Here is a 22,082-nt window from a genome sequence, read left to right as displayed (position 1 = left end):
CACACATCCGGCGTATAAAAAAACAGGCTCCCGCGGGAGCCTGTCATCGTCAGTCAGCACATTACGCCAGATCTTCGTTGTACTGCGGTACCGGCTGTCTGAAACTGCGCGTCACGAACGTCAGATAGAGCAGACCAATCGCTGCCCATACCAGCCCCAGCGTCATTGAGGTACTTTCCAGATTCAGCCACAGCGCGCCGACGGTCAACGCGCCCATGACCGGCAGAATCAGGTAGTTCACGGTGTCTTTCAGCGTCTTGTTGCGGCGTTCACGGATATAGAACTGAGAAATCACCGACAGGTTGACGAAGGTGAAAGCCACCAGCGCCCCGAAGTTGATCAACGCCGTCGCGGTAACCAGATCGAACGAGATGGCAGACAGCGCGATAACGCCGACCAGCAGTACGTTCAGCGCCGGCGTCCGCCAACGCGGATGTACATAACCGAAGAAGCGTTCCGGGAATACGCCGTCACGCCCCATCACATACATCAGACGGGACACGCCGGCATGCGCCGCCATACCGGACGCCAGTACGGTGACGCAGGAGAAAATCAGAATGCCGAACTGGAAGGCCTTACCCGCCACGTACAGCATGATTTCAGGCTGAGAGGCATCCGGATGTTGAAAACGTGAAATATCCGGGAAGTACAGTTGCAGGAAATAGGACACTACCACGAAAATTACGCCGCCGAGCAACGCCGTCAGAAAAATGGCTTTCGGAATCACACGGCCTGCATCTTTGGTCTCTTCAGACAGCGAACTGATGCCGTCAAAACCAAGGAACGAAAAGCACAGGATCGTCGCGCCTGTGATCATCGGCACCACATGGGCGTTATCGGACCAGAACGGACGGCTGCTGGTCAGCGTACCCGCGCCCTCGCCATGCGCCACACCATAAATCACCATACCGGTGATGGCCACCATCACGGCAACCTGCAGCACGACGATCAGGCTATTGAAGTTGGCGACGGTTTTGATGCCGCGCAGGTTGGACAGCGTCATGAAGCCCACCAGCAACACCACAAAAATCCACGACGGAATGCTGGGGATCAGGGTTTCAAAATAGATTTTCGCCAGCAGGATGTTGATCATCGGCATGAACAGATAATCCAGCAACGACGACCATCCCACCATGAAGCCGACAGTCGGACTAATCGCTTTCTGGGCATAGGTATAGGCCGACCCGGCGGACGGGAAACGACGAACCAGTTTGCCGTAGCTGAGTGCGGTAAACAGAATGGCAATCAGCGCAAACGCGTATGCGGTGGCGACGTGACCATCGGTCAGACCGGAAACGATACCGAAGGTATCAAACAGCGTCATCGGCTGCATGTAGGCCAGGCCCATCATCACGACGGGAACCAGGGTCAGAGTTTTACGCAGTTGTACGCGCGGCGTGGAAACAGTGGAATCAGTCATGACGCAGACCTCCTTTACCGACAGCGGCCTTATCGGCGCCACTCACCATCCATGATCCCGCTATGAATGACGAAGACGCCGTGCGGCGGTGTTTCAGGTATCCAGAACGTCTGGAAGCGAACGGACGAGCGGTGTCGCCGTAGCCGAGGTGAGCAGCCGATACGCCGCCCGATGTCAGGCACGCCAGCATGGCGCCCTTGTCGCTGCGCTTGCAGCACCAGCCGGCGGGCACCGGCTCCAAAACAACTGATTGCCCCATTATGTCTCTCTATTAACTCTACGCAGCCCGTAGCATGCGTTTTACCGATATCTGTCCGGTGCCATCAACAGCGCCGGCCTCTTAATGAAATACAAAAAAATAACCGACGCGATAGGTATGCGTCGGTTTTTCAGGGCGCGTATTTTGCCCCAGTCGGCAATCAGAGACAAGACCTGTGAAGCCAATCGTGTACGACTTGCGCGGTCAATTCTGTCGCCGGCACGAATCAAACGGCTCAGCGAAGCCGTTTGCGTTTTTCGTTTTGATCCAGTTCAAGTTCGGTTATCACCTGCTGTAATCCCCGTTCTTGCGCGGCATTTAGCGTCGAAAACTTGAAGCTCAGACGCTCGATCTGCTTCACCTCGCCTTTACTGTCAACGACTTTGGTGGTGGCATGATTGACAAAATGCAAGTCCAGACAGAATTGCCCGTAGCTGGCGAGATCCACATCAATGTTTTTCAGGAGCATGCCCGGTTCAAACAATTCAGCCATCGCTTTGTCGTCGGTGTACATAGACAGACCGCCCAGCGACAAATCCTTCAGGCTAAATTCGAAATGGGTGTTATCCGGCAGCTCTCCCCGACAGCTCATGGGCGGCCAGGCAGGTGAATTGATGCGGAAAAAATTACGGCGCTGGATATAGTACAGCACGTCGGGAACCGCCGCGCAGAAGGCGGGAAAACCGTCATGTTCGACCGTTCTGATGATCGTGGAACGAAATTCAACCTTGGCGCCAGCCGTTTCTGCCGCAAACTCCAGTTCACCCGCAAACAACGCCCGACTGTTTTCACGCTCTAGCGCGCCGAGGTCAAACAGAAACTCCTCTTCGTCTGAATCAACCTCAAGGATCTTGCTGATGAACTGACCGTGCGTGTGATACACCATTACTGTGGCGTCTTGCTTTTGCAGTCCGCGTAATGTGGCGCAAATAGCCATTTTATTGCGCCTGGCGTACTGCTCTTTCATATTGTTATCCACTACATCCATCCCCACCGTCAATTGAATGGTTAATGCGTCATTCAGTGTCCCAGAACCCCCAGGATACAGCATGGCACTAGTATCGACATTCATGCCATCAACTTTAGGGTTTTATCTGTTCATTCGCTTATGCACTGTACGCATGGAACATGCCGGCACACAGTAACGCCCCGCAGCGCGAGGCGAAAACTCATGAAAAGAATGGGGGGACTGCTTGCCAATAATAGACGAGGTTCAGACGCGGGGATAGTGAGAAAGCAGCCAGGTTAGCGCCAGCAGATCGGCGCTGCCGCCAGGGCTGATGTTACGTTCGACCAGCGCCTGATTCATCTCCTGCAGCCCCTGTCGGGTCACACCGCCGGACAGCAATGCCCGCGCATGCGACTGTACGAACGCCAGCCCTTCCATTCCGCCACGGGAGACTACGTTGGTATCCGGATTGTGGGCCATTAATACCACCAGCGTCTGCAGCAAGGCCGATTCGTCGTCCTGCCCCTGGGCGCGAGCGCGCAGATAAGCGGGCAGCGCATGCTGACGAACGGTAGCAAAACCGCTGGCGGCTTCTCCCCGCGCACCGGTCAAGCCGTGACGCCGGAACAGATGTTCTCCAGCCGTCGCGGTGTGCTGGCTGTTCTCCAGTTCATTACGCACCAAATCGGCGCTCATCCGCGCGGCGCACTGGCACAGGCTGTCCTGCGTCAGTTGTAGCCGACGGCCCGCCAGCCAACCGGCTGCGCTGCACAGTAATCCAAAGGCGAAAATGCCGCCTTTGTGCGTATTCACGCCGCCCGTCGCAGCCAGCATCGCCTGTTCGGCGGCGATGCCGATAGGCCGCGCCTGCGGCAGGAGCTGGGTTATCGGCAACGCGCTATGCGCCATGCCTGCTTCGGTAAAACGTGAAAACCAGGGAGCCAGCGCGGCGATACTGGCCTGAAACAGCGGCACATCCATATCGCGATGAGCGCCGTTGTTATCCCGATCCACCAGACCGGGTTTTGGCGTCAGCATCACCTCAATGGTCAGGGCGTCAGCCACCTGCTGGTGAATAGTAGGTAGTGCCACCAGCGCGCCGGTGGCATCAGGAAATAGCGTTGTCAGTAACGGAGAGGAAACACTCGACTCAGTGTGCGTTAAACCAGGCATGGAGGATACCCTCGATTTTTTCAATCACGTCCGGTAACGCATGGCGGCGCGAACGCGCGCAGGCATGCGCCGATTCATCACAGAGTATACATCGACGACGATCATGCGCCAGTAACGTTCGGCTGATCGACCCTTCCTGCGGACAAAATACGTCAAAATCCCACAGCCGCCCCAACGGGTGCTGATCTTCCAGTGCAATGGCCGCCGCCTTAACGCTCAACGCATCCTTGGTGATGACCCAGAATGCCTCTGCGCCGGTATCCAGCCAGTGCAACTGTTGCTCCAGCGCTTCCCAGCCGCGCGCCAGGCACAAGTCATTGAACGCCGCGACCGCTTCCGTCATCGCCCGGCGATATAGCGGCGAATCTTTAACCGGACCCGGCGTCACCAGCGTCAGCGACACCAGCGTAGACTGGTGCCGCGCCAGCAATTGCTGCTGGCGGGCACAGCGGCGTTCCTTCGCCGCTAGCAGGCTTTCCAGTGAGACGGCGATCGTTGAGTCTATCGCAGCATCGCTCACTCGTTGTCCTCTTTAACCTGACGTACCACGTCAATCACGCTGCCGTCACGGTAGCGAATCACCCCGACGATGCGATCGTGGAATTCAATGGCTTTAGGTTCGCCCACCAGTTGAATCGCACGCTGGTACAGTTCTTCAATCGACATCACGCTCAGACCGGCGTTGATCAGGCGTTCCGCTACATCCGGACGCGCCGGGTTAACGGCGATGCCGTGGTCGGTCACCAACACGTCGATGGCGCTGCCCGGCGTCACGCAGGTCGTTACCTGACGGACTACCGTCGGAATACGGCTGCGAATCAACGGCGCGACCACGATAGTCAGGTTAGCCGCCGTCGCCACGTCGCAATGGCCGCCGGACGCGCCGCGCATGACACCGTCGGAACCGGTGATCACGTTGACGTTAAACTGGGTATCGATTTCCAGCGCGCTCAGGATCACCACGTCCAACTGGTCGCAACAGGCGGCCTTGGAGCTGGGGTTGGCGTAGACATTGGTGGAGATTTCTACATGGTTGGGGTTCTTCGCCAGCGATGCCGCGGCGTTGGCGTCAAAGCACTGGGTGTCCAGCAGCTTTTCAATCAGTCCTTTTTCATGCAGGTCGACAATGCTGCCGGTGATGCCGCCGAGTGCGAAACTCGCCACCACGCCCTGCTTCTGCATGCGATCTTCCAGAAAACGGGTACAGGCGGTAGAAGCCGCGCCGGAACCGGTCTGGATCGAAAAGCCCGGTTTGAAATAGCCGGAGTGTTCGATCACGTCTGCCGCGCTGCGGGCAATCAGCAGTTCACGCGGGTTGCTGGTGACGCGAGCCGCGCCTACGCTGATTTTCGCCGGGTCGCCGACTTCTTCCACCGGCACCACAAAGTCCACCTGATCCTGCACCAGACTGGCCGGCATGTTAGGGAACGGCACCAGACTTTCGGTCAGCAGCACTACTTTACCGGCGTACTGCGCATCGACCATCGCGTAGCCGAGCGAGCCGCAGCGGGATTTACCCGACGTGCCGTTGGCGTTGCCGAATTCGTCGCTGCTCGGCACCCCGAGGAATGCGACGTCAATCTTCAGCTCGCCGCTCTGCAGCAGATGCACGCGGCCGCCGTGAGAGTGAATCTGTACCGGCTCTTTCATCAGGCCGTGAGAGATGGCGTCCGCCAGCTTGCCGCGCATGCCGGAGGTGTAAATACGGGTAATCACGCCATTGCGGATATGCTCGATCAGCGGCGCATTGCAGGTCATCAACGAACTGGAAGCCAGCGTCAGGTTTTTAAAACCCAGACGGGCCAAGGTGTCCACCACATGGTTAATCACCTTGTCCCCTTCACGGAACGCGTGGTGGAACGAAATCGTCATGCCGTCCTGCAACCCGCTTTTGCGAATGGCTTCTTCCAGATCGGCGCACAGCTTGCGCTGGTGTTTTTCGGTGACGTCATTCAGCCAGGGGGTACTGTGGTTGGCATTGACGAACGGTTGCAGATGGCTTTTTTCTGGATATTGCTTCTGCAGTGCTTCAATAAAGTTACTCATGATCCAATCCTGTCATTGCGAGGCCCGCCAGCGCGATATCACGCCGCCAGCTGGCCAGTGCGGAAACTATTACAAACCAGACTCCATCCGGTTACCCGGCCTGCGTTTATTTGCGCACGCCGGAGGCCAGCGCACGCTCCACCACCCGGCGGGCGTGGTCGATAATCGGGCCGTCGATCATTTTTCCGTTCAGCGAAATTACCCCCAACCCGGCGCGTTCGCCGTCTTCCGCCGCCTTGATGACCAGATGAGCGTAATCCACCTCATCCTGAGTCGGCGCGTAGGCGTTGTGCAGCAGTTCAATCTGGCGCGGGTTGATCAGCGATTTGCCGTTGAAGCCCAGTTTGCGGATCAGTTCCACTTCTTTCAGGAACCCTTCTTCGTCGTTGACGTTGGAGTACACCACGTCAAAGGCGTCGATACCGGCAGCGCGAGCGGCATGCAGCACCGCGCAGCGGGCATAGAACAACTCGGTGCCGTCGCCGCGTTCGGTTTGCATATCCATCACATAGTCGAACGCCGCCAGCGCGATGCCGATCATGCGCTCGGAGGAGCGGGCGATAGACACGGCATTGATCACCCCGACCGCGGACTCGATCGCCGCCATGATGCGGGTCGAACCGACTTCACGACCGCACTCTTTTTCGATGCGCGCCAGATGGTGTTCCAGCTCGGCGACATCGTCGGTAGAGTCGGTTTTCGGCAAACGGATGACATCCGCGCCGCCTCGCACAGACGCTTCCAGATCCTTAAGACCGAACGGAGTATTGAGCTGATTGATACGCACCACGGTTTCGATGCCCTGATACATCGGGTGCTGCAACGCATGGTGAACCAGCAGGCGCGCGGTATCTTTCTCACGCAGGGAAACGGCGTCCTCCAGGTCAAACATGATGGAGTCCGGTTTGTAGATGAAAGCGTTGGACAACATGGCGGCATTCGCGCCCGGCAGGAACAGCATACTACGGCGCAGTTTTTTCGGCTGAGTGGTGCTCATCACAGTTTCTCCCAGTCAATCTGATCAACATCGGCGGCACGCAGCACGGCGCTCTGCACCCGGGCACGAATTACGCAATCCAGCGCGCCCTTGTCTTCAACCACGATGGTGCCGGACTCTACGCCCAGCGTGCTCAGGGTGTCGTTCACCACCTGCTTGATCTGTGCGCCAAACTGTTTGATGACTTCACTGTTTATCACCACGGTCAACTGGCCTTCCGCCGGCGCCACCTTGACCAGCAAGTCGCTGGATTCAAAGGTGCCCGCCAGGGCCTCCTTGATAATTTTCATGTTGTTTACCTGCTTAATACATTAAAAACACGTTACGCACAGGCGAGTTCGCCATAGCGTTGTAAATGCGCAAACGTAGTCGCCGGGACGATCTCGCGGATATGTTCAAACTGACGCAGCTTCAGTAACCGGCGCACTTCAGAGGCGGAAATCGCCAGGCCGGAGTGTTCGCGAGTGCGTTCAATTTCCACCACTTCCAGCGCCGGCGCGGCAACCTGCCCGGCCTGCTCCAGCCAGTGGTGCATATCCTGGTTATAACGGTGCGTTACCGGGCAGAAGGGTTCCGTGCCGACAAAGCGCCGGGTAATACCGAGCGCCGGTGCGATGTACTGGCGAAAGATGATCAGATCCAGCGCCGCATGGGCCTGAGTAATCAGTTGCTCTTCTTTCAGGAAATAGCCCGGAAACGTGGCTTTGGAGATCATGTATTCCGACCCGGCGTGAACCGTCAGATTCGGGATGTGCGCCACCCCCTGACGTACCATGTCCAGCCGTTCGGTGAACGGGAAAAAGGACACATCTTCCCGCACCACGAAAATATGCAGCCAGTCACAGGCGCGGGCGGCTTGCTCCGCCAGATAACAATGCCCCAGCGTGAACGGGTTGGCGTTCATCACGATGGCGCCGATATCCCGACCCGGTTTGACCTGTGTCGCCAGGGACTGGCAATACTGTTTGATGCCGATAGGCGTATTTTCCATCAGCACGGCCTTGTCTTCATAACAGGCCAGCGGGTAGAAACCGCAACCGCGGAAAACCGTGATATTGCAGGGGCGGGTGTAGAGAAACAGATGGAACTGGCCACGTTCGGCGGCGAACTGCACCACCTCGTTCACCACTTTCACCCCCAGGTTGAGGTCACGATAGCCGGGATCCACCGCCACACACTTGATGGTATTCGCGCACAACCCGGCACAGGCAACCAGTTGGCCGTTATGCCTGCCCACCACAAAAAACTCGATATCCTTGTCCATGCCCAACTGGCACATCCCGAGAAACTGACTGACTTCAGCCACTTCACGGGGTTGGACGCGAACATCCAGCGTGGAAAAAGTAAAACTCTCATCGGCGTACATAACGGTTATCCTGCTTTTTGCTGTACCACATAACTCGTGGGGTCGACGCCTCCGGCGAACCGGAGGCGATGCCTGTCAGTGCCCCACAGCGGCGGGTGCCGCTCGCGGGGTTTTCACCGGCTGAGCGACTTCACCAATGGTGTTGCGCAGGTGACCCACGTTTTCAATTTCCACTTCAATGCTGTCGCCCGGTTTCATGAACAGCGGCGGAGTACGTTTCTTACCGACGCCGCCAGGCGAACCGGTAATAATCACGTCACCGGCGCTCAGCGCGGTGAAGGTACTGATGTACTCAATCAGATCCGCCACTTTGTGAATCATGCTGGCGGTATTATCGTCCTGTACCATGCGGCCGTTCAGGTAGGTACGGATGGCCAGCGCGTGCGGATCCGGAATTTCGTCACGGGTAGTGAGGTAAGGCCCGAACGCACCGGTTTTCTGCCAGTTCTTACCGGCGGTAAACCAGCTGTGCTGCCAGTCGCGGGCGGAACCGTCCATATAGCAGCTGTAACCGGCGACAAACGACAGCGCTTCGTCGCGGCTGATGTTCTGACCATCTTTACCGATGATGACCGCCAGTTCGCCTTCATAGTCGAACTCGCTGGAGTAGTGCGGCTTGAGCACCTGGGTGCCGTGGCCGGTCTGCGAGTCGGCGAAACGCACAAACAGCGTCGGCGCCGGGTTCTGTTCGTTGAACTCTTTACGTTTGTCGGCATAGTTCATGCCGACGCACAGGATTTTGGACGGCGCCACAATCACCGGCAGGAAGGTCACGTCTGCCACGGCGACGTCCGGAGTCTCGCTCTGGAAAGCCGCAGCTTCCTGGAGCGCATCGCCAGCCAGCAACGCTTTCAGGTCCGAATAACGGTCGCCGAGCCGGCTTCCCAAATCAATCAGGCCCGCAGGCGTGTGGATCCCGTAGCTGTTTTTGCCGTGATGGCGGTAACTTGCAAGTTTCATAATCTTTCCTGTTTAAATAAGGCCGCTTGCTATCGCGGCGTTATTTGTTTTTGTCATACAACCGTCACACCAGGAACTTGCCAAGAACCAGCAAGGCCACGGAGACGTTGATTGCCCCACCAATACGGGTAGCAATCTGAGCGAATGGCATCAGCACCATACGGTTGCCAGCGGTGAGAATAGCCACGTCGCCGGTACCGCCCTGCCCGCTCTGGCAGCAGGAGATGATGGCAACATCAATCGGATGCATACCGATTTTCTTGCCGACGAAGAAACCGGTGGTAACCAGCGCTACCACGGTGGAAACAATCACCAGCAGGTTGGTAATGGTGAACGCGTGCACCAGCTCTTCCCACGGCGTGATCGCCACACCAACGGCGAACAGAATCGGATAGGTCACAGACGTCTGGAAGAATTTGTAAACCACCTGGGAGCCTTCCAGCAGACGCGGAGACGCACCATTGAGCAGTTTCACGATCACCGCGGCGAATAGCATGCCTACCGGGGCCGGCAGACCAATCAGCTTGTAGCCCAGCATACCGATCATGTACAGCAGGATAGCCAGCAGAGCGCCCGCAGCCAGATTGGCCGGGTCCATTTTGCCGCTCAGCGTGCTGGTGAGTGTGGCCGGAGCCTGTTCGGTGCCGTTTGCCTTGTTCGGCATCAGGTCGCCTTCACCGGTCAGGTGCGGATAACGTTTACCCAGTTGATTCAGTACACCGGCAAGAACGATAGCGGTCAGGCTGCCCAGCATGACGATTGGCAGGATACGGCCCAGCGCGACGCCCTGTTCCATGTGCAACAGCGTGGCGTAACCGATAGAAAGCGGAATCGCCCCTTCACCCACGCCGCCAGCCATGATCGGCAGCACCAGGAAGAAGAAGATCTGGAACGGGTCCATCCCCAGCATAATGCCGACGCCCATACCGACAATCATGCCCACTATTTCACCGCACAGCATGGGGAAGAAAATACGCAGGAAGCCCTGAATCAGCGTCTGCCGGTTCATGCTCATGATGCTGCCGACGATAATGCAGCAGATATACAGGTACAGAATGTTGGTGGATTTATAGAATTTGGTGGTGGAGTCTACAACTACCTGCGGCAGCAGGCCGTAATACACCAGCGCAGACGGAATAAAGGTGGCGCAGATGGCCGCCGCACCCATTTTGCCGATAAGCGGCAAACGCTTACCGAACTCACCACAGGCAAAACCGAAGAACGCCAGCGTGGCGACCATCACCACGATATCGCTGGGCAGTTTCCCTTCAAGGCAGTCCAGTGCAATCAATAGCCCGGCAAGGATAAACAGCGGCACTGGAATAACACCAATTTTATAGTTATCCAGAACATGCCACCATTTTTCTTTTAATGAAACCTTCCCAGAGGCCTCATCTTTTACAACGATATAAGAATCATCAGTGGTACTCATAACTTTCTCCCCTTGTTATTTTCCCGGGCATAGTAAGAGCTCAACACCAATTATTATGTGACAATCCTCAAATTAAAAAATGAGTTTTAATGGTGCTTATGGTTTTTATGGTTTTTATTAATTTTTGATTATAAATCAATAAAATAAAAGATCATCAAGCGAGGATTATTTTCGTGGTTTTTATGGTTTTTATGAAGCGAATGGCACCTATTCCGTCGATGGAATTATATGTTGAAAAAAAGTAATTAAAATGTCCTCTGTCCGTGACGCTTAATTTACGCTTTATTTAAAAATGCAGAAATAAGAATACTATTTTCACAATTTACGCGGAGCGCTTCACAAGACTATTTTTTATACCCTTTCTTGTACGCCTTTCATGATAAATTAGCCATCTTCGTTTCCGCGCTTTACCGGTGATTAGCACATTATGACTGTCAGGCTACCGTTCCATCTCAAGCTGTTCATCTACCTGATGATCTTTTTTTCTCTGCTGCTTATCACCGCGGGGCTTTACTATTACCGGGCGGTAGACCAGCAACTTTATGATGAACTGGGCAGCCGGGCGCAGATTCAGGCGCGTGAAATCGCGATTATTCCCTCACTGGTTGAGGCGGTAAAACACGGCGACACCGCCACCATCGACGACCTGGTCGACCAAATCAAGGCACGCAGCGACGCCAGCTTTATCGTCATCGGCGATCGCAACGCCACCCACCTTTATCACTCGGAAGAACCCTCGCTGCTCGGCACCGAAATGATCGGCGGCGATAACAAAGAGGTGCTGGAAGGGCAAAGCACCATCACGCTGCGCCGTGGCGCCATCGGTATTTCGCTGCGCAGCAAAGCGCCGATCATGGAAGGCGATCAGGTTATCGGCATTGTCTCGGTGGGGTATCTGAAAAAGCGCATCGACAACCTGACATTCAGTAAAGTCGCCCATGTCGGCCTGGCGATTGTCGCCATGCTGGTCGCCTTGTTCTTTTTCTCCTGGTGGTTTTCCCGTAACCTGAAAAAGCAGATGTTCGGGCTGGAGCCGCTGGAAATCCGGTTGCTGGTCAGGCAGCAAAAGGCGTTGCTGGAGTCCATTTATGAAGGCGTGATCGCCATCGACAAACAGCGCAACATCGCGGTGATCAACCATGCGGCAAAAGATTTGCTTGGTCTGACCATGCCCTCATATCAGTTACGCGGTAAACCGATCGATGATGTCATCGCGCCGGTGCCGTTTTTCTCCAATAAAGACATCTGGGTCAACGATACCCATGATGAGATCTGCCGCTTCAACCAGATTACGGTTATCGCCAGCCGCGTACGCATTATGCTGGAGGACGAACTGCAAGGTTGGGTCATCAGTTTTCGCGACAAGAACGACCTCCACACCCTGAGCATGCAGCTCAGCCAGGTGAAACGCTACGCCAACAGCCTGCGCATTCTGCGGCACGAACAACTGAACTGGACCGCCACGCTGGCCGGGCTGTTGCATTTACGCCGTTATGATGAAGCCGTGCGTTACATTGAGGCGCAGTCTGAAGGGGCGCAGGTAGTGCTGGATTTTATCTCCAGCCGCTTTTGTTCCCCGGCGCTTTGCGGCCTGCTGCTGGGTAAATACGCCAGCGCCCGAGAAAAAGGCATCGAACTGCGTTTTGATCCGCGCTGCCAGCTCAGCGGCATCCCTGCGTCCCTCAGTGAAACAGAGTTGATGTCAATTATTGGGAATTTAATCGATAATGCAGTAGAAGCCACGCTGGCCAGTACCCCGGCTTACCATCCTGTCGAAGTGTATATCCACGATGGTGAGCAGGAACTGGTCATTGAAGTCGCCGATCAAGGTACAGGGATTGACCCCGCCATTGCGGATCGGGTATTTGAAATGGGCGTCACCAGCAAACAGGAAGGCGATCACGGGCTGGGCCTGCATCTGGTTTCCAGCTATGTCAGCCAGGCACAGGGTGTGATCGAGGTTTCTGACAATTCGCCTCACGGCGCTATTTTTTCTATTTTCATTCCAAAAACCACCATATAACCAAAAACAGGGAATACGAGCACCATGCCGATTGCGAGCACCATGCCGACTGAACGAACCATTGAAAACTTCGACGTACTGATCGTTGAAGATGAAAGAAAGCTGGCAAATATCCACGCGGAATTTATCGAAAAGAATTTCGCGCTGCGGGTGGTGGGCACTGCGTCAACCCTGAACGAAGCCAAACGCATGCTGCAACAGTACAAACCCCGTCTGATGCTGCTGGATAACTACCTGCCGGACGGCGAAGGCGTTCAGTTGATCGAAAGCGACCTGATGCGCAGCATCAACTGTTCGGTGATTTTCATCACCGCCGCCAGCGACATGAACACCTGCGCGCAAGCCATTCGGTGCGGCGCCTTTGATTACATCATCAAGCCGGTGTCCTATCCGCGGCTGCGCTCATCGCTGGAGCGCTTTATCCAGTTCGTCAAAACCCAGCATACCTACAAGGTCGTCGATCAGCAGAACGTGGACGTGCTTTACCAGTTGCAGGCGTCTACCGTACCTAACGGGCCGGGCAGCAAAGGCATCGAAGAAAACACCCTTAGTCTGATCAAACAGATCTTTCAGGACGATCCACAAGCCCTGTTCTCCGTGGATGAAGTGGTGGAAAAAACCGGATTAAGCAAAACCACCGCCCGGCGTTATCTGGAGTTCGGGCTTGAAAACCATTTTCTGGATGTAGAAATGCGCTACGGCAAGATTGGCCACCCCCGGCGCCTCTACCGCAAAAAACACCTGGACTGACACGCGCGTTCGAGCGCCCTTTCCTGCCCGCCATACCAGCCTTGCCGGTATGGCGTCCCCCTCACCAGCCGCCTCTTCACGGTATGAAAGCCTCGTGTAACGTCAGAATGCCTGGGTGGATGGTGGTTCGGTAAGCGGCAGAATGGCGCGTTTCCAGCCGGCCGTCGATTTCAGTCAACAGACCTAACGTGCTTAGGCATTTCGCCAGATAAACAGCCTCACGTCACAAAAAACTATCAAGCAGCGCAAGTACAACTAAATCTCTATACTGCAGGCACCGATAACACACTGAACGGACGTCGCAAAAACGTGGCTTATGCACCACCGACGTTCACAGCACCAGACCAATAACAACACTCAGGTAATTTATTTCAAGGAGTACGGCAATGGGGTTCAGCAGCACGATAAAAAATACCAAAATTTCTCACAAACTCTACCTGGGATTCGGCGTAGTGTTATTGCTGGTGGTAATGGCTTCCTCACTCAGCGCGATACGCTTTCGCGACATTCGCGACATCTACGAAAAAACCAATCTGATTTACAACATCAATATTGAAGTCTTCCAGGCCAAAATCAACCGCCTGAAATATTTCTATACTCCGGACGACAGCACGCAAACCGTTTTGACCGGTTTCGTCAAACACGCCGCCGACCTGACCCAAAGCGCCCATACGCTCTCCTGGCACAGCGACGAACTCGGTTACATCAATGATCTGGATAAGATCATGGTGGATTTCCAGAAATCGGTCGCAGATATGTCAGCCGCCACGCAACAGGTGGTCGCACTGAGAAAGCAGATCGCCACGCTGAATGCGCAGGATGCCGTCAAAAGTTTTCGCGACGGCCTGCAAAATCAGCAACTGGACACCGCGTTGTACCAGCGCGTGGATGAATTGGCTTACGCCACCGCGTCGCTGAAGAACCTCTCGTATGAATTGCAGCTTACCGGCACTGACGATGCCGCCAAGGCGTTTAGCAGTCGCTATGTCGAGGTGCAGAAGGCTTATCAGGCTCTGCTGCCGACGCTCTCCGGCGAAACGCAGAAACTGGCGGAAGATCTCTGGAAATACACCGGGCAATACGCCTCGCAGAATCAGGACTATTCCCGTGCCTGGAGCGATCTGAAAAAAGCGGAAAATGCCGTGAAGACCGGCGGGGATAAAAGCAGCGCGGTGATCAAATCTCTGATCACGACGGTGAAAAACCAGAACGATGCGCTGGCGTACGGTTCAGCCAACATTACACTGCTGATCGGGTTGATCGCGGTGATCATCGGTATCCTGATTGCCGTCTATATCATTCGCCAGATCACCCGCCCGGTAATGCATAACCTGATGCTGGCGGAACGCATCGCCAGCGGCGACCTGACCGCCACTATCAACGTCGATCGCCACGATGAACTGGGCAAGCTGACCGCCGCGATGGCCGCCATGAACGACCGTCTGCGTCAGATGATTTCCGATGTCCGCGACAGCGTTGGTCATGTCACCCATTCTGCCGCCGACATTGCTGCCGGCAATAGCGATCTCGCCTCCCGAACCGAACAGCAATCCGCCGCCGTGGTGCAAACCGCCGCCAGCATGGAAGAACTGACGTCAACGGTGAAGAACAACACGGAAAACGCCCGTCATGCCAGCCAGATTGCTTCCGACGCATCCCAAAATGCGCATAAAGGCGGCGAAGTGGTGCAAAACGTGGTGAAAACTATGGATGATATCGCCGCCAGCTCGAGGAAAATCGCCGATATCACCGCGGTCATCAATAGCATCGCTTTCCAGACCAACATTCTGGCGCTGAACGCCGCCGTGGAGGCCGCTCGCGCCGGCGAACAAGGACGTGGTTTTGCCGTGGTGGCCGGCGAGGTGCGCAGCCTCTCCCAGCGTAGCTCTCAGGCCGCCAAAGATATCGCCGCCCTGATTGCCGAATCCGTGGAAAGAACCAATGCCGGCAGTACGCTGGTAGCGGAAGCGGGACAAACCATGGAGAGCATCGTCAACTCGGTATCTCGCGTTAACGATATTATGGGCGACATTTCCTCCGCCTCGGAAGAGCAAAGCCGCGGTATCGAACAGATCTCCCGCGCCATAACCGAACTGGACAGCACCACGCAGCAAAACGCCGCGCTGGTTTCGCAGTCATCCTCTGCCGCCAATGCGCTGGAAGAACAGGCGATGCTGTTGGAAAAACTGGTCGCCACGTTCCGGTTGTCCGAATCCCCGGCGACATCACCGCGCCCTGCTGCGCTAAATAACCCGCGTCGCCCGCTGCAGGCCCTGCCCGCCGCCGGTAAGGCATCGGCGAAACCGGCCGCTAAAAATCATCAGGACGACTGGGCTTCCTTTTGAGCGCACTGACTTGTGGTCGCGCTGACTTGATAGTTCAGACGTTATCCTGACAAACGGCCCGCTTCTGGCGGGCCGTTTCTTTTTGATACACACGAAAACCAGAGATGGCGGACGGATGTTAATGAGGAAACCGCCGCCATCCGGCCTAAAACACCATCGTCATCGGGTCCGGGTGCTGATACTCAAACCCCAGTTCGCTGCAGATCCGTTGCCCGTCAATCAATCGGGCCTGCGCGGGGTCGCCCGGCAGAAACTGTGGCGGCTCCATCCCCATCTGGCGCGCCTGCGCCGGATAGAAATCCTGTTTAGCCGGATGCGCCGGCGCGCACAGATTGTAGAGATGCCCGCCATGCGGACGCTGCAGCAACAGCGTAATCGCGCCGATCACGTCCTCCAGATGGACCAGATTCACGCCGTGACTGCCATCCGGTAGATCGCGCCGTCCGGCAAGAAAGCGCCCCGGATGGCGATTGCTCCCCACCAGCCCGGCCAGCCGCAAAATATCCACCTCGGTATGAGGCAACGCGTGCAGCCACTGCTCCAGCGCCAGTAAGACCTTGCCCGTACCGGTTTCCGGCTGCAACGGACTGTTTTCTTTCACCCGGCCGCTGAGCGGTCCGTAGACCGAAATGGAACTGGTGTACATAATGCGCGGCACCCCCAGCGCCAGCGCGCTGTTTACCACCTGCTGCACCGCCTGCAGATAAGCGCCGCCAGCCCGCTCAAGGCGCCCCGGCGGCAGAGTGATAATCAGCGTGTCCACGTTCAGCAGTATGTCCAGTTCGTCCGGTTCGCACTCCAGCTCCGGCGTCAGGCACAGGCGATAGCACTCCACACCGGACAGCCGCGCCGCCGTCACGCCATCATCGGTGCTCTTGCTGCCCACCACCCGATACCCCCGGCCCTGTAACGCCAACGCCAGCGGCATACCCAGCCAGCCCAGTCCGATTATCGCTACCTTTTTCATCGTCGTTCTCCTGCCCTTCCGGCGTTTCTGTTTCCGGATGCCTATTCCGCGCTTTTCATTATGTACCCTTATCGCCCATCTGGCGGCAATGTGATTTGCACGCACGATAATTTGTACACAATATGATTTGTACACTGTGGGGTAAAAAAATGTTGCGCTACCACATCAACATGGTTTAGGTTAACCAACAGACAACATCACTCTACTTTGACGACAAAGAGACGAATTCATGTTACGCGTTAAATTCAACCACCATCATCACCATCACCCTGACTAGTCTTTCAGGCGATAGGTGCTGGAAGACACTCAGATCTTCCAGTGGCGGTAAACGCGTAAGAAAAGCCCCCGGAAGATCGATTCCGGGGGCTTTTTTTTTTGGCCGGAATTTTTTAAAAAAGCCTGCTTAACAGGCATCACAGACAGGATAAATTGAGGTTCACATGCTGGATAAAACACGTTTACGTATCGCGATGCAGAAATCAGGCCGCCTGAGCGACGACTCCCGGGAACTGCTGGCCCGCTGCGGCATTAAAATCAATCTGCACCAGCAGCGCCTGATCGCGTTTGCCGAAAACATGCCTATCGATATTCTGCGCGTACGCGATGACGATATTCCGGGGCTGGTCATGGATGGCGTGGTGGATTTGGGCATCATCGGCGAAAACGTGCTGGAAGAAGAGTTGCTCAACCGTCGCGCACAGGGCGAAGACCCGCGCTACTTCACGCTGCGCCGTCTGGATTTCGGCGGTTGCCGCCTGTCGCTGGCGATGCCGCTCGACGAGGAATACACCGGTCCGCAATGTCTGCACAACAAACGTATCGCTACCTCCTACCCGCACCTGCTCAAACAGTACCTCGATAAGCAAGGCGTCAATTTCAAATCCTGTCTGCTCAATGGTTCGGTAGAAGTGGCGCCGCGCGCCGGCCTGGCTGACGCCATCTGCGATTTGGTTTCCACCGGCGCGACGCTGGAAGCCAACGGCCTGCGCGAAGTCGAGGTGATTTACCGCTCCAAAGCCTGCCTGATTCAGCGCGACGGCGAGATGCCGGCCGAGAAACAACAGCTGATCGACAAGCTGTTGACCCGTATGCAGGGCGTGATTCAGGCGCGTGAATCCAAGTACATCATGCTGCACGCGCCCAGCGAGCGTCTGGACGAAGTCATCGCGCTGTTGCCGGGCGCCGAACGCCCCACCATTCTGCCGCTGGCCGGTGATCAGAATCGCGTCGCCATGCACATGGTCAGCAGCGAAACCCTGTTTTGGGAAACCATGGAAAAACTGAAAGTGCTGGGCGCCAGCTCTATTCTGGTGTTGCCGATTGAGAAGATGATGGAGTAACGCCATGAGCAACCGCTTCAACACCCTGATTGACTGGCAGACCTGCACCGAAGAGGAGCAGCGCCGGTTGCTGACCCGCCCGGCCATCTCCGCTTCCGATCGCATCAGCGCGATTGTCGGCGAGATTCTGGCCAAGGTGCGTGATGACGGCGATGCCGCGCTGCGTGAATACAGCGCCCGCTTTGACAAGGTGCAGGTCGACAGCCTGCGCGTATCCGCCGAAGCGATTGACGCCGCCGTTGCACGACTGGGCGACGACATCAAACAGGCGATGGCGACCGCCGTTCGTAACATCGAAACCTTCCACAACGCGCAGAAACTGCCGTCGATCAATGTGGAAACCCAACCGGGCGTGCGGTGCCAGCAGGTAACCCGGCCGATCGCCAGCGTCGGTCTGTATATTCCGGGCGGCTCCGCTCCGCTGCTGTCCACGGTATTGATGCTGGCGACTCCGGCGCGCATCGCCGGCTGCCGGCGCGTGATTCTGTGTTCGCCGCCGCCGATCGCCGACGAGATCCTGTATGCGGCAAAACTGTGCGGCGTACAGGAAGTATTCCAACTGGGCGGCGCGCAGGCGATTGCCGCGATGGCGTTCGGCACCGACAGCGTGCCGAAGGTGGACAAGATTTTCGGCCCCGGCAATGCCTATGTGACGGAAGCCAAGCGTCAGGTTAGCCAGTTGCTTGACGGTGCGGCCATCGACATGCCGGCCGGTCCGTCAGAAGTGCTGGTGATTGCCGACAGCGGCGCCACGCCGGATTTTGTTGCCTCCGACCTGCTGTCGCAGGCGGAACACGGCCCGGATTCGCAGGTCATCCTGCTGACGCCGGATGCCGGCATGGCGCAGGCGGTAATCGACGCGGTGGAACGCCAGTTGGCAACGCTGTCCCGCGCGGACATCGCCCGTCAGGCGCTGGCCAGCAGCCGGGTGATCGTAGCGCGCGATCTGGACCAGTGCATCGACATCAGCAATCAATACGGCCCGGAGCACCTGATTATCCAGACCCGTAATGCCGAAACGCTTGTCGAGCGCATCACCAGCGCCGGGTCGGTATTTTTGGGTGACTGGTCACCGGAATCTGCCGGCGACTATGCCTCCGGCACCAACCACGTGCTGCCGACCTACGGCTACACCGCTACCTACTCCAGTCTGGGACTGGCGGATTTCCAGAAACGCATGACGGTACAACAGCTGTCGCCGCAAGGTTTGCTGGGGCTGGCGTCAACCATTGAAATCATGGCGCAAGCCGAACAGCTGACCGCCCACAAAAACGCCGTTACCCTGCGCGTCAACGCCCTCAAGGAGCAAGCATGAGTATTGAGAATCTGGCTCGCGACAACGTCCGCCGCCTGACCCCGTATCAGTCCGCGCGCCGTCTGGGCGGTAATGGCGATGTCTGGTTGAACGCCAACGAATACCCGCAAGCGCCGCAGTACCAACTGACCTTGCAGACGCTGAACCGTTACCCGGAATGCCAGCCCGTGCAGGTGATTGAACGCTATGCCGCCTATGCCGGGGTGAAACCGGAGCAGGTGCTGGCGAGCCGCGGCGCGGACGAAGGCATCGAGCTGCTGATCCGCGCGTTCTGCGAACCGGGCAAAGACGCCATTCTGTTCTGCCCGCCGACCTACGGCATGTACGCCGTCAGCGCCGAAACCTTCGGCGTGGAGCGCCGCGTCGTGCCGTCGACCGTCGACTGGCAACTGGACCTGGCCGCTATCGAAGGCGCGCTGGATAACGTCAAAGTAATTTATGTCTGTTCGCCCAACAATCCGACCGGCAACCTGATCAACCCGGAGGATCTGCGTCGCCTGCTGGAACTGGCGCGCGGGCGGGCCATCGTCGCCATCGACGAAGCCTATATCGAGTTTTGCCCGCAGGCGAGCACGGTCGGCTGGCTGGCGGAATACCCGCATCAGGTGGTGTTGCGCACGCTGTCCAAAGCGTTCGCCCTTGCCGGCCTGCGTTGCGGTTTCACCCTCGCCAGCGCCGAGGTGATTCAACTGCTGCTCAAAGTGATCGCCCCCTACCCGCTGGCGCTGCCGGTGGCGGATATCGCCGCGCAGGCGCTGAGCGAGGCCGGACTGGCTGACATGCGCCGCAATGTGACCGAGGTGAGCGAAAACCGCCGCTGGCTGAGTGAATCGCTGAAAACCCTGCCGAACGTAGAAACGGTATACGCCAGCGAAAGCAACTACCTGCTGGTGCGCTTCGCCGATTCGCCAACCGTCTTCAAAACCTTGTGGGATCAGGGCATTATTTTACGCGATCAGAACAAACAACCGGGGCTGGCGGGTTGTCTGCGCATTACCATCGGCAACCGCTACGAGTGCGAGCGCGTCATCAGCGCATTGCAGGCGTTGTCCGGCAAAACGGCATAATTTGAGGAATCACCGTGGGATTAAAGTATCTTTTCATCGACCGTGACGGCACGCTGATTGCCGAGCCGCCCGAGGACTTTCAGGTAGACCGACTGGATAAGCTGGCGCTGGAGCCGGATGTCATTCCGTCGCTGCTTTCCCTGCAAAAGGCAGGTTTCAAACTGGTGATGATCACCAATCAGGACGGCCTGGGCACCAGCAGTTTCCCGCAGGAGGATTTCGATCCGCCGCACAATCTGATGATGCAGATTTTCACCTCGCAGGGCGTGCGTTTCGAGCGAGTGCTGATTTGCCCGCACTTCCCCGGCGACAACTGCGACTGCCGCAAACCGAAAACCGCGCTGGTGGACGCTTTCCTGAAAGACAACGTGATGGACAGCGCCAACAGCTACGTGATTGGCGACCGCGAAACCGACGTCCAGCTGGCGCAGAACATGGGCATCACCGGCCTGCGTTACCAGCGCGACGACCTTAACTGGCAGGCAATTACCACCCAGTTGACCAAACGCGACCGTCATGCCCACGTCAACCGCGTCACCCGAGAAACCGCCATTGACGTTAACGTCTGGCTGGACCGCGAAGGCGGCAGCAAGATCCATACCGGCGTCGGTTTTTTCGACCACATGCTGGATCAGATTGCCACCCACGGCGGTTTTCGCATGAATATCGACGTAAAAGGCGATCTGTACATCGACGACCACCACACGGTGGAAGACACCGGTCTGGCGCTGGGCGAAGCGCTGAATAGCGCGCTGGGCGACAAACGCGGCATCGGCCGTTTCGGCTTTGTGCTGCCGATGGATGAATGTCTGGCGCGCTGCGCGCTCGATATCTCCGGCCGCCCGCATCTGGAATACAAGGCGGAGTTCAGCTATCAGCGTGTCGGCGATCTCAGCACCGAAATGGTGGAACACTTCTTCCGTTCCCTCTCCTACGCGATGGGTTGCACGCTGCACCTGAAAACCAAGGGCCGCAACGATCATCACCGTGTCGAAAGCCTGTTCAAGGTCTTTGGCCGCGCGCTGCGTCAGGCCATCCGGGTGGAAGGCGACACCTTGCCCAGCTCCAAAGGAGTGCTGTGATGAATGTGGTGATTCTGGATACCGGGTGCGCCAACCTGTCTTCCGTGATGTACGCGGTCAAGCGGCTGGGGTATGACCCGCAGGTCAGCCGCGAACCGGAGGTGGTGCTGCGCGCCGATAAACTGTTTCTGCCGGGCGTCGGCACCGCGCAGGCGGCGATGGATCAACTGGCCGAACGTCAGTTGATCGGCCTGGTTAAAGCCTGTACCCAGCCGGTGCTGGGCATCTGTCTCGGCATGCAGTTGCTGGGCAGCCGTAGCGACGAGAATAACGGCGTGGATACGCTGGGTCTCATCGATACGCCGGTGGTGCCGATGGTCGATCGCGGCCTGCCCTTGCCGCACATGGGCTGGAATCAGGTGACGCCGCAGGCCGGTCACCGCCTGTTCCGCGATATTCCGGACGGCTCGTACTTCTACTTTGTGCATAGCTACGCCATGCCGGTTTGCGCCAGTACCATTGCCCAGTCCCACTATGGCGATGCCTTTACCGCCGCGGTGCAGAAGGATAACTTCTATGGCGTCCAGTTCCATCCGGAACGCTCCGGCGCGGCGGGTGCCCAGCTACTGAAGAATTTTCTGGAGATGTAAA

21 protein-coding genes and 1 other annotated feature are annotated in these 22,082 nt (G+C 57.0%); of the genes, 9 read left to right on the top strand and 12 right to left on the bottom strand.

Annotated elements, in window-relative coordinates:
• Positions 1-61 precede the first annotated feature (61 nt).
• The 11 genes from CPA59_RS10230 to CPA59_RS10180 form a co-directional block, all read right to left on the bottom strand.
• Positions 62-1,420, bottom strand: coding sequence for an APC family permease (locus CPA59_RS10230; RefSeq protein WP_038659232.1), 1,359 nt, complete (start codon positions 1,418-1,420; stop codon positions 62-64).
• Positions 1,413-1,679, bottom strand: a complete 267-nt coding sequence (locus CPA59_RS10225; RefSeq protein ID WP_071605199.1) for a hypothetical protein — start codon at positions 1,677-1,679, stop codon at positions 1,413-1,415. Before CPA59_RS10225 ends, CPA59_RS10230 begins: the two co-directional genes overlap by 8 nt.
• Before the next feature lie 235 nt (positions 1,680-1,914).
• On the bottom strand, positions 1,915-2,667 hold the full coding sequence (locus tag CPA59_RS10220; RefSeq protein WP_038918885.1) for a flagellar brake protein: 753 nt from the start codon (positions 2,665-2,667) through the stop codon (positions 1,915-1,917).
• A 225-nt stretch (positions 2,668-2,892) separates the two neighbouring features.
• On the bottom strand, positions 2,893-3,801 hold the full coding sequence (citG, locus tag CPA59_RS10215; RefSeq protein WP_107759219.1) for a triphosphoribosyl-dephospho-CoA synthase CitG: 909 nt from the start codon (positions 3,799-3,801) through the stop codon (positions 2,893-2,895).
• Complete coding sequence (gene citX, locus CPA59_RS10210) at positions 3,779-4,321, bottom strand: citrate lyase holo-[acyl-carrier protein] synthase (protein WP_174213742.1); 543 nt, start codon at positions 4,319-4,321, stop codon at positions 3,779-3,781. Before citX ends, citG begins: the two co-directional genes overlap by 23 nt.
• Entirely contained in the window at positions 4,318-5,847 is a 1,530-nt protein-coding gene (citF, locus tag CPA59_RS10205; protein ID WP_038659240.1) for a citrate lyase subunit alpha, read from the bottom strand. The genes citX and citF overlap by 4 nt, the downstream gene beginning before the upstream one ends.
• Before the next feature lie 106 nt (positions 5,848-5,953).
• Positions 5,954-6,844 (bottom strand): citrate (pro-3S)-lyase subunit beta, encoded by an 891-nt coding sequence (gene citE, locus CPA59_RS10200; protein WP_038918883.1) that lies wholly within the window; start codon positions 6,842-6,844, stop codon positions 5,954-5,956.
• Positions 6,844-7,134, bottom strand: a complete 291-nt coding sequence (gene citD / locus CPA59_RS10195) for a citrate lyase acyl carrier protein (protein ID WP_033568418.1) — start codon at positions 7,132-7,134, stop codon at positions 6,844-6,846. Before citD ends, citE begins: the two co-directional genes overlap by 1 nt.
• A 32-nt stretch (positions 7,135-7,166) precedes the next feature.
• The gene (citC, locus tag CPA59_RS10190) at positions 7,167-8,210 is read right to left on the bottom strand and encodes a [citrate (pro-3S)-lyase] ligase (protein ID WP_049842552.1); all 1,044 of its coding nucleotides are present in this window, start codon (positions 8,208-8,210) and stop codon (positions 7,167-7,169) included.
• A gap of 75 nt (positions 8,211-8,285) precedes the next feature.
• Entirely contained in the window at positions 8,286-9,170 is an 885-nt protein-coding gene (locus CPA59_RS10185) for a fumarylacetoacetate hydrolase family protein (protein ID WP_100849463.1), read from the bottom strand.
• Between the two features lie 64 nt (positions 9,171-9,234).
• On the bottom strand, positions 9,235-10,602 hold the full coding sequence (locus tag CPA59_RS10180; RefSeq protein ID WP_038659253.1) for a 2-hydroxycarboxylate transporter family protein: 1,368 nt from the start codon (positions 10,600-10,602) through the stop codon (positions 9,235-9,237).
• A gap of 427 nt (positions 10,603-11,029) precedes the next feature.
• On the opposite strand from CPA59_RS10180, the gene CPA59_RS10175 reads away from it, so the two are divergent.
• From CPA59_RS10175 to CPA59_RS10165, 3 genes are all read left to right on the top strand, one after another.
• Positions 11,030-12,625 (top strand): sensor histidine kinase, encoded by a 1,596-nt coding sequence (locus CPA59_RS10175; protein ID WP_038918882.1) that lies wholly within the window; start codon positions 11,030-11,032, stop codon positions 12,623-12,625.
• Positions 12,626-12,649: 24 nt separating this feature from the next.
• On the top strand, positions 12,650-13,375 hold the full coding sequence (locus CPA59_RS10170; protein ID WP_033568413.1) for a response regulator: 726 nt from the start codon (positions 12,650-12,652) through the stop codon (positions 13,373-13,375).
• A 386-nt stretch (positions 13,376-13,761) separates the two neighbouring features.
• Positions 13,762-15,720, top strand: a complete 1,959-nt coding sequence (locus CPA59_RS10165; RefSeq protein WP_107759217.1) for a methyl-accepting chemotaxis protein — start codon at positions 13,762-13,764, stop codon at positions 15,718-15,720.
• A 145-nt stretch (positions 15,721-15,865) separates the two neighbouring features.
• On the opposite strand, the gene CPA59_RS10160 is transcribed toward CPA59_RS10165, so the two are convergent.
• Positions 15,866-16,687, bottom strand: coding sequence for an SDR family oxidoreductase (locus tag CPA59_RS10160; RefSeq protein ID WP_038918880.1), 822 nt, complete (start codon positions 16,685-16,687; stop codon positions 15,866-15,868).
• A 229-nt stretch (positions 16,688-16,916) separates the two neighbouring features.
• Between CPA59_RS10160 and hisL the strand changes: the two genes are divergently transcribed.
• From hisL to hisH, 6 genes are all read left to right on the top strand, one after another.
• Positions 16,917-16,964 (top strand): his operon leader peptide, encoded by a 48-nt coding sequence (gene hisL, locus CPA59_RS10155; protein WP_107760798.1) that lies wholly within the window; start codon positions 16,917-16,919, stop codon positions 16,962-16,964.
• Positions 16,940-17,062 (top strand) — a sequence feature (His leader region). It overlaps the preceding gene by 25 nt.
• A 65-nt stretch (positions 17,063-17,127) precedes the next feature.
• A complete protein-coding gene (gene hisG, locus CPA59_RS10150; RefSeq protein ID WP_038659269.1) occupies positions 17,128-18,027 on the top strand; it encodes an ATP phosphoribosyltransferase in 900 nt (299 codons plus the stop codon).
• Between the two features lie 4 nt (positions 18,028-18,031).
• The gene (gene hisD, locus CPA59_RS10145) at positions 18,032-19,342 is read left to right on the top strand and encodes a histidinol dehydrogenase (protein ID WP_038918879.1); all 1,311 of its coding nucleotides are present in this window, start codon (positions 18,032-18,034) and stop codon (positions 19,340-19,342) included.
• Complete coding sequence (gene hisC, locus CPA59_RS10140) at positions 19,339-20,409, top strand: histidinol-phosphate transaminase (protein ID WP_107759215.1); 1,071 nt, start codon at positions 19,339-19,341, stop codon at positions 20,407-20,409. Before hisD ends, hisC begins: the two co-directional genes overlap by 4 nt.
• Before the next feature lie 14 nt (positions 20,410-20,423).
• Positions 20,424-21,491 carry a bifunctional histidinol-phosphatase/imidazoleglycerol-phosphate dehydratase HisB gene (gene hisB, locus CPA59_RS10135; RefSeq protein ID WP_107759214.1) on the top strand — a complete coding sequence of 356 codons (1,068 nt, stop codon included), beginning with the start codon at positions 20,424-20,426 and terminating at the stop codon, positions 21,489-21,491.
• Positions 21,491-22,081, top strand: coding sequence for an imidazole glycerol phosphate synthase subunit HisH (gene hisH / locus CPA59_RS10130; protein ID WP_038918876.1), 591 nt, complete (start codon positions 21,491-21,493; stop codon positions 22,079-22,081). Before hisB ends, hisH begins: the two co-directional genes overlap by 1 nt.
• The last annotated feature ends 1 nt before the right edge of the window (position 22,082 follow it).

It is taken from the genome of Dickeya sp. Secpp 1600 (assembly GCF_003049805.1).
Classification (GTDB): Bacteria; Pseudomonadota; Gammaproteobacteria; order Enterobacterales; family Enterobacteriaceae; genus Dickeya; species Dickeya fangzhongdai.
This window is presented reverse-complemented; position numbering and strand designations above follow the sequence as displayed.